Annotated in this window: 9 protein-coding genes; 5 read left to right on the top strand and 4 right to left on the bottom strand. The window is 71.7% G+C overall.

Features of this window, described 5'->3' with window-relative positions; genetic code table 11:
- Window positions 1-38: 38 nt before the first annotated feature.
- The 4 genes from HD593_RS17215 to HD593_RS17200 all read left to right on the top strand — a co-directional run bounded on the left by HD593_RS17215 (window position 39) and on the right by HD593_RS17200 (window position 7,062).
- Complete coding sequence (locus HD593_RS17215) at window positions 39-1,310, top strand: acyltransferase family protein (RefSeq protein WP_185103119.1); 1,272 nt, start codon at window positions 39-41, stop codon at window positions 1,308-1,310.
- A gap of 132 nt (window positions 1,311-1,442) precedes the next feature.
- The gene (locus HD593_RS17210) at window positions 1,443-3,917 is read left to right on the top strand and encodes a beta-L-arabinofuranosidase domain-containing protein (RefSeq protein ID WP_185103118.1); all 2,475 of its coding nucleotides are present in this window, start codon (window positions 1,443-1,445) and stop codon (window positions 3,915-3,917) included.
- Between the two features lie 46 nt (window positions 3,918-3,963).
- Entirely contained in the window at window positions 3,964-4,461 is a 498-nt protein-coding gene (locus tag HD593_RS17205) for a GNAT family N-acetyltransferase (RefSeq protein WP_185103117.1), read from the top strand.
- Window positions 4,462-4,563: 102 nt separating this feature from the next.
- The gene (locus HD593_RS17200) at window positions 4,564-7,062 is read left to right on the top strand and encodes a DEAD/DEAH box helicase (RefSeq protein ID WP_185103116.1); all 2,499 of its coding nucleotides are present in this window, start codon (window positions 4,564-4,566) and stop codon (window positions 7,060-7,062) included.
- A gap of 130 nt (window positions 7,063-7,192) precedes the next feature.
- Here HD593_RS17200 and HD593_RS17195 read toward each other — a convergent pair whose 3' ends face one another.
- Entirely contained in the window at window positions 7,193-7,756 is a 564-nt protein-coding gene (locus HD593_RS17195) for a hypothetical protein (RefSeq protein ID WP_185103115.1), read from the bottom strand.
- Window positions 7,757-7,773: 17 nt separating this feature from the next.
- Here HD593_RS17195 and HD593_RS17190 point away from each other — a divergent pair, with 17 nt between their 5' ends.
- Window positions 7,774-8,268 (top strand): DUF2087 domain-containing protein, encoded by a 495-nt coding sequence (locus tag HD593_RS17190; RefSeq protein ID WP_185103114.1) that lies wholly within the window; start codon window positions 7,774-7,776, stop codon window positions 8,266-8,268.
- Window positions 8,269-8,360: 92 nt separating this feature from the next.
- Here the strand turns inward: HD593_RS17190 and HD593_RS17185 are convergent, their stop codons facing one another.
- The 3 genes from HD593_RS17185 to HD593_RS17175 all read right to left on the bottom strand — a co-directional run bounded on the left by HD593_RS17185 (window position 8,361) and on the right by HD593_RS17175 (window position 11,195).
- Window positions 8,361-9,833, bottom strand: coding sequence for an alkaline phosphatase D family protein (locus HD593_RS17185; RefSeq protein WP_185103113.1), 1,473 nt, complete (start codon window positions 9,831-9,833; stop codon window positions 8,361-8,363).
- Window positions 9,834-9,912: 79 nt separating this feature from the next.
- Window positions 9,913-10,086, bottom strand: coding sequence for a hypothetical protein (locus HD593_RS17180; protein ID WP_185103112.1), 174 nt, complete (start codon window positions 10,084-10,086; stop codon window positions 9,913-9,915).
- A 116-nt stretch (window positions 10,087-10,202) separates the two neighbouring features.
- Window positions 10,203-11,195 (bottom strand): helix-turn-helix domain-containing protein, encoded by a 993-nt coding sequence (locus tag HD593_RS17175; protein WP_221524799.1) that lies wholly within the window; start codon window positions 11,193-11,195, stop codon window positions 10,203-10,205.
- Window positions 11,196-11,222 lie beyond the last annotated feature (27 nt).

Genomic DNA, 11,222 nt, shown 5'->3' with positions numbered 1-11,222 from the left:
CCTTGAGTGCGTCCGCTCCCCCTGAATCGAGGCTCCCCATGACCGTCCTGCTGGACCGTCCCGTCGCCGCGCCGCGCGCCCGCGTGGCGGCCGCGCGCGATCCGTTCATCGACCTGCTGCGGGTCGTGGGCATGGCGCTCATCGTGTTCCAGCACTGGACGATCCCGGTGCTCGACTACGACGGCGACCGGCTGACGACGGGCAACGCGCTGTCGACGCCCGGCGTGTGGGTGGTGACGTGGCTCAGCCAGGTGATGCCGCTGGTGTTCTTCGCGGGCGGCGCGGCCAACGCGATCGGCTACCTCCGCTCGGCCGGCTCGCGGGCCGCCGTGCCGGCGCCGTCGTGGCTGGCCGTGCGGCTGCGGCGGCTGGCCTGGCCGCTGCTGCCGCTGGCCGCGGTGTGGATCCCGCTGCCGCACATCCTGCTCTCCCTGGGCGTGCCGGCGCAGCCGCTGGAGGTGGGGGCGAAACTGACGGGCCAGCTGCTGTGGTTCCTGGCCGTGTACCTGATCGCCGTCACGGCCACCCCGTACGCGCTGCGCCTGCACGAGCGGTACGGCTGGCGGGTCCCCGTGGCGCTGGCGGCGGCCGCGGTGCTGACGGACGTGGCCAGGTTCTCGTCCGGCCTGGACGCCGTGGGCTACCTGAACGTGGTGTTCGTCTGGATGGCCGTGCACCAGCTCGGCTTCTTCTACGCCGAGGGCAGGCTGCGGGCGGCCTGGGCCCTGGCGCTGGGCGGGTTCGGCGCGGCGGCGCTGCTGGTGACGTACGGCCCCTACCCGGGCAGCATGATCGGCCTGCCGGGCGCCGAGGTGTCGAACATGGCCCCGCCCACGCTGGCCATGCTCGCCGTCGGCCTGGGCCAGGTCGGCCTGGCCGTGTGGCTGCGCCCCGCCCTGGTGCGGCTGCCCACGCGCCGCCTGCTGGACTGGGCGGGGCCGCGGATCATGACCATGTACCTGTGGCACATGCCGGCCCTGTTCGCGGTGACCGGGGTGGTCGTGGTGCTGCTGGGCGTGGACACGCCGCGGCCGGGCAGCATCCTGTGGTTCGCCGGCTGGCCGGTCTGGTTCGGGTTGCTGTGCCTGGTCATGTGGCCGCTGCTGAAGGGGTTCGCCCGGTTCGAGACGCCGCCGTCGCTGCCGTACGGGACGGCGGGGTGGGGCGGCATGCTCGCGGCGGCCGGGCTGGTCGGCGGCGGCGTGCTGACGCTGACGGTCGGCGGGTTCGCGCCGGGGGGCGGGCCGTTCCTGGCGGTGCTCGCGCTGCTCGGCGGGCTGCTGCTGACGGCGCCCAGGACCCGCGTCTAGCGATCGGGTCCGAACACAGTCGGTCGCTCCTGGCGGACATATTCTGACTGAATCAGATCGATTCGGTCTTGACTAGATCGTTTTTCCGGGTTTTCCTGCGATCGAGCGGTTCGGTGAGGCGCGGGAGGCACCATGGAACAGATCGGGCGACGCACATTCCTGGCCACGGCGGCGGCGCTGGCGGCGGGAGGCACCGGCGTGGCACAGGCGGAGGCACAGGCGGAGGCACAGGCGCAGGCGGAGCCGGACGGCACCCGGGTCCGGTTCGTGAAGCGGCCCGCCGCGGCCACCGGCGGCGGGCTCTACACGCCGAACCGGGCGCCCCTGTCCCCCACCCCGTTCCTCAAGCTGCCGCCGGGCGCCGTGAAGGCGCGGGGGTGGCTGGCGCACCAGCTTCGGTTACAGCTCGACGGGCTCTGCGGGCGTTATGACGAGATTTCCGACTTCCTGGTGTACGACACCTGCGGCTGGGTGCACCCGGACAGGGGAGCCTGGGAGGAGCTGCCGTACTGGCTGCGCGGCTACGGCGATCTCGCGTACGTGACGGGTGACGCGGCGGCCCTGGCCAAGACCGAGCGGTGGCTGACGGGCATCGTCGCCACCCAGCAGCCCGACGGCTGGTTCGGCCCCGCGCGGCTGCGCACCTCGCTGGAGGGCGGCCCGGACTTCTGGCCGGGCATGCCGCTGCTGTCGGCCTTCCGCTCCTGGTACGAGTACTCCGGCGACGACCGCGTCCTGCCCTTCATGACCGGATACTTCCGGCTCCAGGCGAGCCAGCCGCCCGAGGTGTTCAACCGGAGCTGGGGCGCCTTCCGCTGGGGCGACAACATCGACAGCGTCTACTGGCTCTACAACCGCACCGGCGAGCCCTGGCTGCTCGACCTGGTACGCACGATGCACTCCGGCTCGGCCGACTACGTCAGCGGCCTGCCGACGCGGCACAACGTCAACATCGCGCAGGGTTTCCGCGAGCCCCTCCAGTACGGCCTGCTCGCCGGCGATCCCGCCCTCGCCCTGGCCACGTACCGCAACTACGACACCGTCATGGGACAGTTCGGGCAGTTCGCCGGAGGCGGGTTCGCCGGCGACGAGAACACCAGGGACGGCTTCGACGACCCCCGGCAGGGCTTCGAGACGTGCGGCATCGTCGAGTTCATGCACAGCTTCGAGATGCTGACCCGCTTCACCGGCGACCCGGTGTGGGCCGACCGGTGCGAGGAGCTGGCGTTCAACTCGATGCCCGCCGCCTTCGACCCCGAGCAGCGGTCGATCCACTACATCACCAGCGCCAACAGCGTCCGGCTCGACCGCACGGCCAAGCTGTACGGGCAGTTCCAGAACGGCTTCGCCATGGAGGCGTACCTGCCGGGCGTGCACAACTACCGCTGCTGCCCGCACAACTACGGCATGGGCTGGCCGTACTACGCCGAGGAGCTCTGGCTGGCCACGCACGACCGCGGCCTGGCCGCCTCCATGTACGCCGCCTCCACCGTCACCGCCCGCGTCGCCGGCGGCCACGAGGTGACGATCGACCAGCGCACCGACTACCCGTTCGAGGAGACGATCAGGCTGACCGTCTCCACCGCGCGCCCCGTCGCCTTCCCCCTCTACCTGCGCGTCCCTGGCTGGTGCCGGAGCCCGGAGCTGCGCGTGGCCGGGCGCGGGCGGCCCGTCGCCACCGACGGCGGCGGGTACGTGGTCGTGGAGCGCGAGTGGCGCGACGGCGACCGGGTCGAGCTCACGCTGCCGATGCGCACCGCGCTGCGCACCTGGACGCGCAACCACGGCTCCGTCTCGGTGGACCACGGCCCGCTGACCTTCTCCCTGGCCATCGGCGAGAGCTGGCGGCGCACCGGCGGCACGGACACCTTTCCCGAGTACGAGGTCTTCCCCGAGACGGCCTGGAACTACGCGCTCGACGACCGGAACCCGCGCCTGGTGCGCCGCCGCGGCCCGCTGCCCGCCAACCCGTTCACGCCCGCGACCGCCCCGCTGGAGCTGCGCGCCGGAGCCAGGAAGCTCGGCAACTGGCAGGCGGACCCGCAGGGCGTCGTGCGCGAGCTGCAGGACAGCCCGGCCCGCACCGACGGCCCGCGGGAGGAGGTCAGGCTGATCCCGATGGGCGCCGCCCGCCTGCGCATCACCTCGTTCCCCGTCGCCGGGCGCGGGCCTGGCGCGCACGCGTGGACGCTGCCCGCCTTCGAGGCGACCGCCTCGCACGCGGAGGGCTCCTTCCTCGCCCTGTACGACGGCAGGTGGCCCAGCAGCTCCGCCGATCACGGCATCCCCCGCTTCACCTGGTGGGCCCACCTGGGCACCGAGGAGTGGGTCCAGTACGACTACCGCGAGCCCAGGCCGCTGACCGGCTGCGGCGTCTACTGGTTCGACGACACGGGCATCGGCCGTTGCCGCGTGCCCGCCTCCTGGGAGCTGCGCTGGCTCGACGGCGACCAGTGGCGCCCGGTCGCCTCGCCCTCCGGCTACGGCGTGGCCCGCGACACGGTGAACCGGGTCACGTTCTCCCCGGTGACCACCCGGAGCCTGCGGCTCGTCGCCCGCCTCCAGCCCGGCTTCTCCGCCGGGATCCTGGAGTGGGAGGTCCCGTGAGCACCCGGAAACACGCCCGTCATCCGGCCGTGAGCAGAATGTCGTCATGACCAAGGTGCGTGCCCTGACCGAATCCGACCTCCCCGCGATCGCCGCCATCTACGCCCACTACGTGACCACCACGGTGGCCACGTTCGACGAGACGCCGCCCACGGCGGACGACTGGCGCGCCAAGGCCGGCGGCGTCACGGGGGCGGGGCTGCCGTTCCTGGTCGCGGAGGTGGACGGGGAGGTCGCGGGGTACGCCTACGTCTCCCAGTACCGGCCCAAGCCCGCCTACCGGCACACGCTGGAGGACTCGATCTACCTGGCGCCGGGGCGTACCGGGCGCGGGCTCGGGCGGCTGCTGCTGGGCGAGCTGGTGGCGGCGGCGGGCCGGACCGAGGCGCGCCGGCTCGTCGCGGTGATCGCCGACTCGGGGGACCCGTCGTCGGCCCGGCTGCACGAGAAGTTCGGCTTCGAGACCGTGGGGCGGCTGAGGTCGGTCGGCTTCAAGCACGGCCGCTGGATCGACACGGTGCTGATGCAGCTCGACCTGCGGTAGCGGGCCCGCGGGCGGCGTCCGGCACCCGCCGCGGGCCGATGGTCTTGACCGAGTTGGCCGCCCCCGGTTCGACCACCCGGCAAACTTCGGCAGGATAGGGGTGTGAGCCTACTCGTTGACCGCCTGCCCGAAGAGATCGACGCCGATCCCGACGCCATCTTCGACGCGTTCGTCGCCTGGAACGCCGAACGAGGGCTCACCCTCTATCCCGCCCAGGAGGAGGCCCTCATCGAGGTGGTCTCCGGCAACAACCTGATCCTGGCCACCCCCACCGGCTCGGGCAAGTCGCTGGTGGCGGCGGGCGCCCACTTCGCGGCGCTGACCCGCGACGTGCGCACGTTCTACACCGCCCCGATCAAGGCGCTGGTGTCGGAGAAGTTCTTCGACCTGTGCGCCGTCTTCGGCACGGAGAACGTGGGCATGATGACCGGCGACGCCAGCGTCAACCCCGGCGCGCCGATCATCTGCTGCACGGCCGAGATCCTGGCCAACGTGGCGCTGCGCGACGGCGCGGCGGCCGACATCGGCCAGGTCGTCATGGACGAGTTCCACTTCTACGCCGAGCCCGACCGCGGCTGGGCGTGGCAGGTGCCGCTGCTGGAGCTGCCGAACGTGCAGTTCATCCTGATGTCGGCCACGCTCGGCGACGTCACGATGTTCAAGAACGACCTGACCAGGCGCACCGGCCGGGAGACCGCCGTGGTCAAGCACGCCGAGCGGCCGGTGCCGCTGGTGTACTCCTACCGGATGACCCCGCTGCACGAGACGCTGGAGGAGATGCTCTCCACCGGCCAGGCGCCGGTCTACGTCGTGCACTTCACGCAGGCGGCGGCGATGGAGCGGGCCCAGGCGCTGATGTCGATCAACATGGCGACCAAGGCCGAGAAGGAGGCCATCGCCGCCATGATCGGCGGGTTCCGGTTCACCACGCGGTTCGGGCGGGCGCTGTCGCGGCTGGTCCGCCACGGCATCGGCGTGCACCACGCGGGCATGCTGCCGAAGTACCGCCGCCTGGTGGAGCGGCTGGCCCAGGCGGGCCTGCTGAAGGTCATCTGCGGCACCGACACGCTGGGCGTCGGCGTCAACGTGCCGATCCGCACGGTGCTGTTCACGGCGCTGTCGAAGTACGACGGCAACAAGGTGCGGCGGCTGCGGGCCCGCGAGTTCCACCAGATCGCGGGCCGGGCGGGCCGCGCGGGCTTCGACACCATCGGCTACGTCGCCTGCCAGGCCCCCGAGCACGACATCGAGAACGCCAAGGCCCTCGCGAAGATCGGCGACGACCCCAAGCGGCGCCGCGGCTACGCCCGCAAGAAGCCGCCGGAGGGCTTCGTCGGCTGGAGCGAGGACACCTTCACCAAGCTCCAGGAGGCCGAGCCCGAGCCGCTGAACTCCCGGTTCAAGGTCAGCAACGCCATGCTGCTGGCGGTGATCAACCGCCCGGGCGACTGCTTCCAGGCGATGAAGCACCTGCTGACCGACAACCACGAGGACCGCAAGTGGCAGCGCCGGCACATCAGCCAGGCCATCGCCATCTACCGGTCGCTGCTGGCGGGCGGCATCGTCGAGCAGTTCCGCGAGCCGGACGAGCAGGGCCGCAGGGCCAGGCTGACGATCGAGCTGCAGGAGGACTTCGCGCTCAACCAGGCGCTGTCCACGTTCGCGCTGGCCGCCTTCGACCTGCTCGACCGCGAGTCGCCGTCCTACGCGCTCGACATGGTCTCGATCGTGGAGTCCATCCTCGACGACCCGCGCCAGATCCTGTCCGCCCAGCTCAAGAAGGCCAGAGGCGAGGCCGTCGCGCAGATGAAGGCCGACGGCGTCGAGTACGAGGAGCGCATGGAGCAGCTCGCCGAGGTCATGTACCCGATGCCGCTGGAGGACCTGCTGCTGGGGGCGTACGAGACCTACCGGCGCGGGCACCCGTGGGTGGGCGACTACACGGTCAGCCCGAAGTCGGTGGTGCGCGACATGTACGAGCGGGCGATGACGTTCAGCGAGTACATCCAGTTCTACGAGCTGGCCAGGTCGGAGGGCACGGTGCTGCGCTACCTGGCCGACGCCTACCGCACGCTGTCGCGTACGGTGCCCGAGCATCTCAAGACCGACGACCTGGTCGACCTCATCGAGTGGCTGGGCGAGCTGGTCCGCCAGGTCGACTCCTCGCTGATCGACGAGTGGGAGAAGCTCACCAACCCGGAGGCGGCGCTGGAGCAGCAGGAGCAGCTCGACGTCAAGGTGCGCCCGGTCACCGCGAACGTGCGGGCCTTCCGCGTGCTGGTGCGCAACGCGATGTTCCGGCTGGTGGAGCTGTGCGCGATCGAGAAGGAGGACGAGCTGGAGGAGCTGGCTCCGGACGTCGACTGGGGTGCGGCGCTCGACGCGTACTACGCCGACCACGAGGAGATCTTCACCGACGCCGACGCGCGCGGGCCCGCGCTGCTGCGGATCGAGGAGGAGAGCGGCCTGTGGAAGGTGCGGCAGACGATCAAGGATCCGGCCGGCGACGGCGACTGGGGCATCGACGCCCAGGTGGATCTGGCCGCCTCCGACGAGGAGGGCCGGGCCGTCCTGCACGTGCAGGGGCTGAACAGGCTGTAGAAAAACGACAAGCCGTGTGCCGGAACGGACTGGCAAGGGCGTCCCGGCACAGGCCTGTCGATTCAGTTTCCTGCGGAAAACGTCGGGGTCGTGTCATGACAATGTCCCAAGATCGAGACATTCCTTGCGTTCAGCAGTCGGCGAGGGAGCAGATCTTGGCGAGCATGCGCTTGGTGTCGCTGGTCTGACGCTTGAAGTCGGCCTTGGCGGGCTTCCCCCACTCGCCCCCGACGGTGTAGAGGATCAGGGCGTTCGCGCGGCGGGTGACGACGGCCCGCTCGCCGCCGACGGCCGGCTTCCCGCCCTGGTAGGCCTGCCCGGTCACCATCAGCCCCTTGTCGCCCAGGGCGATCGCGGCGGCGGAGTAGCGGTAACCGGAGCGGCCGCAGGCGCGTACGGCGGCCTCCAGGTCCCGCAGCGCCTTCCCGGCGGCGGCGGGCGAGGAGTAGAGCACGACCTGCTCCGACTTGGAGTAGTCGGGCACGGCGGTGTACGTCAGCGTCCTGGCCTGCGTGCGCCCGGTCCGGCCGAGCTTGGCCTGCTGGCACGGGTTCACGACCAGCGGAGCGGTCCGCTTGCCGCTGGCCGACCAGCTCGTCTCCGGGTTGTCGTCCTTCTTCGCGGCTTCCCTCTCGTACAGGAGGAAGTTGTTCGGGATGGCGACCGTGGCCGCCAGCATCAATGCTGCGATCATGGGTCAAAATGGTACGAGTGAACGACGAAGAGATCAGACGCGTTCTGGGCCTGCTCTACCAGGACGACACGTTGCGGACCTTCGCCTCCCTCGTGCTCGGCGCCACCGGCGAGCTGTCCCCCAAGGCGCTGCGGAAGCTGGAGAACGGCGGCCTGGCAGCCCGCGACGAGAGCGGGGCGTGGCGGGCCACGCCTGAGCGCTTCCGCGACCTGCTGCGGGCGCACGCCGAGCCCCCGCAGGTGCTCAGCCCCGAGGAGCGGGTCCTGCGCACGTTCCTGGTGGACGGGCGGCTGACCACGATGGCGATGAAGCGCGACAAGCGGCTCGTCGTGCTGCGGTACATCGCGCGGGTCTTCGAGCCCGGCGTGCGGTATGCGGAGAAGGACGTGAACGTGGCGCTGCGGGCCTTCCACGACGACTACGCGGCGCTGCGCCGCTACCTCGTGGACGAGGACCTGCTCTCGCGGGAGGGCAACGTCTACTGGCGCAGCGGCGGGCCGGTGGAGATCTAGCGCAGGTCGCTCGTCCAGGCCGGGGCGGGGGCCCGCGCCGGGGAGGCCTGGAGGATCAGCGGGACGGCGCCCATGGCCCACAGGGGTTCCTGTCAGGCGGGGTTCAGCGTGGGGCTGCCCGGCTCGATGACGAACGAGCCGGAGGTGTAGGCGGCGGCGTGGGGCTCGGTGACGCGGGACAACGAGCGGAAGTCGACCTTCATCTCGCGGTCGGTGATCCTGGTCCGCACGTAGCCGCGGCGGCCGTTGAAGAACTTCACGTGCGGGTTCTCCTCCAGCAGGACCTGCGTGTTCGGGTACTCGTCCAGGCCGTTGCCCGCGCTGGTGACCGAGGTGGTGACCAGCTCGACGGCCACGGACCTCGACCCGGGGTCGCGGTGGTCGCGCTTGACCTCGCCGGCCCAGTGGGAGTGCACGTCGCCGGTGAGCACGACCGCGTTGCGCCGGTAGGTGTCGATGGCGGCGGTCAGGCGGTCGCGGGAGGCGACGTAGCCGTCCCAGCCCTCGTTGGAGTAGCCCTTGCCCTCGCCGTTGGTCCAGTCCATCTCCATGAAGAAGACCTGCTGGCCGAGCAGGTCCCAGGTGGCGCGCGAACGCTTGAGCCGGTCGTCCAGCCAGGCCTCCTGCTCCCGGCCGAGCATGGTGCGGTTGGGCTCGAAGCGCTGCACGCAGTCGGGGCCGACGGTGCCGCTCCTGCCGGTGCAGGCGTACAGGTCGCGGTACTGGCGGGTGTCGAGCAGGTGCAGGTTGGCGACCGTGCCCCAGCGGATGCTGCGGTAGAGCCTGAGCGCCGCGCCGTCCGGCTTCTGGGCGCGGCGCAGCGGCATGTTCTCGTAGTACGCCTGGAACGCCTCGGCGCGGCGCTTGAGGAACGGCGGGTCGGGCTGCTCGGGCACGTCGCCGGCCCAGGCGTTCTCGATGTCGTGGTCGTCCCAGACCACGACCCAGGGGGCGATGGCGTGGGCGAGCTGCGACTCGGGGTCGGCCTTGTGCTGGGCGTGGCGCACGCGGTATCCGGCCAGGTCCAGGCACTCGCCGCCGGCCTGGTCGCGTACGGGGTACTTGTAGTCGCCGTACTCGTAGATGTAGTCGCCGAGGAAGGCGATCAGGTCGGGCTGGTCCTCGGCCATCCTGCGGTACGGGGTGAACCAGCCGGACTGGTAGTCGGCGCAGGAGGTGAACGACAGGTTCAGCGGCCTGCTCCGGGTGCCGGGGGCGGGCGCGGTGAGGGTGCGGCCGGCGGGGCTGAGCTCGCCCTCGGCCTTGAAGCGGTAGAAGTACTCGGCACCTGGGTCGAGCCCGTCGAGCTCGACGTGCACGCTGTGGGCCTCGTCGCGGCGGGCGAGCTCCGTGCCGCGGCGTACGACATGTCGGAAATTTTCGTCTTGGGCGAGTTGCCACTGGACGGGGACCGCCCGGCCCGGCATGCCGCCGAGGCCGTCGAGCGCGATCGGGTCCATGGCCAGGCGGGTCCAGAGCACCACGCCGTCATGCGTGGGCTCGCCCGAGGCGACGCCGAGCTGGAAGGGGTCGGACAGAGGGGCGCGGCGGGCAGCCGCGCGCACCGGGGAACCCCCAGTGCCGCGGACAGGCCCAGGCCGACACCCCCGGCGACGAGTGAACGCCGGGTGATCATGGGGGTCCTTACTTGACGGTGGCGTTGCCTTCGGCGACAGCCTGGCCTGCGGCTTCTTGCGGAGAGAGGTCGCCGAGATACGGCTCGTTGAAAATCTGGTGAAGCTTCGTCTCGAAGCCGGTGAAGCCGGTGGTGATCGGCAGCGGGAAGGTCGTGCCCTCGCGGTGGGCGCGGCCGCTCATCACGGATCCGCGGATGATGGTGCTCGGCGGCGGATTCTCCCGCTCGGCCGGCGTCGACTACGCCGTGGACCACCTCGACGAGCAGCTCTTCACCCCCGACAGCGGCCCGCTGCCGGTCACCCGGTGAACGGGCGCAGGCGGGCGCGGTAGTCGCGGGGCGGCAGGCCGTACTCCTTCCTGAAGGCCCGGCTGAAGTGGAACGGGCTGACGAAGCCGGAGGCCGCCGCGACCTGCCCGACGTCCATGTCGGTCACCTCCAGCAGGCTCGCGGCGTGCCGTACCCGGGCCCTGCGTACGGCCTGCATCGGCGTCTGGCCCGTCGCCTCGGCGAACAGGTGGGCGAAGCGGGAGGGCGAGAGCGCGACGGCGCGGGCGAGCGAGGCGACCGAGTGCGGCGCGCCCGGCTCGGCGGCGATGATCGACAGGGCACGGCGGACCCGCTCGTCCCCCTCCTCGCCCCTGCCCGCCGGCCTGGCGGTCGCGGTGGCCAGCACCAGCACCTCCTCCACGGCCCCCATCACCAGCTCGCGCGCCGCCCCGCCGGACACCACGGCCGGAACCCGCACCTCACCGCCCCGCCCCTCACGACCTCCGGCCCTCTCGCCGCCGCCCCGCTCCGTCCCGGAAGCGGCCGACCCCGTCCCGGAAGTGGCCGGTCCCGTTCCGGGAGCGGCCGATCCGGCGGGGAGCGGCGCGTCGGGTGTCCAGCGGGCGTCCTGCAGCGCCCGCAGGAACGCCAGCCCGATCCGCTCGTGCACCACCTCCGGCACCCCCGCCACCACGTGGCAGCCACCACCCACCGCATGCGGCCCCAGCCAGGCGGCCCAGGCGGCACGCGGCTGGAAGTGCACCCACCAGAACCGCCACCGCCCCGCCCCCGCCTGCACCCGGTAGTGCTGGGCCACCCCCGACCCCAGCACGGCCAGATCGCCCGCCTCCACCCGGAACGACACCCCGCCCTGCTCGACCACCCCGGCCCCCGACTCCGTCCACAACAACAGCCAGCTCGGCGACCCGCCCGGCCGGCGCGTGGCGTACCCGGCCCCCTTGTCGTAGTGGCCCACGATCATCAGCTCGGCAGCAGGAACAGACAGGTCCTCAGCGGTCACAGGCATACCGTTGCACAACCGCGGTGC

The organism is Nonomuraea rubra (genome assembly GCF_014207985.1).
Taxonomy (GTDB): domain Bacteria; phylum Actinomycetota; class Actinomycetes; order Streptosporangiales; family Streptosporangiaceae; genus Nonomuraea; species Nonomuraea rubra.
This window is presented reverse-complemented; position numbering and strand designations above follow the sequence as displayed.

Coding starts and splice junctions, on each gene's coding strand:
- HD593_RS17215 (WP_185103119.1), top strand. CDS start 39: ATGACCGTCCTGCTGGACCGTCCCGTCGCCGCGCCGCGCGCCCGCGTG.
- HD593_RS17210 (WP_185103118.1), top strand. CDS start 1,443: ATGGAACAGATCGGGCGACGCACATTCCTGGCCACGGCGGCGGCGCTG.
- HD593_RS17205 (WP_185103117.1), top strand. CDS start 3,964: ATGACCAAGGTGCGTGCCCTGACCGAATCCGACCTCCCCGCGATCGCC.
- HD593_RS17195 (WP_185103115.1), bottom strand. CDS start 7,756: ATGATCGCAGCATTGATGCTGGCGGCCACGGTCGCCATCCCGAACAAC.
- HD593_RS17180 (WP_185103112.1), bottom strand. CDS start 10,086: ATGAGCGGCCGCGCCCACCGCGAGGGCACGACCTTCCCGCTGCCGATC.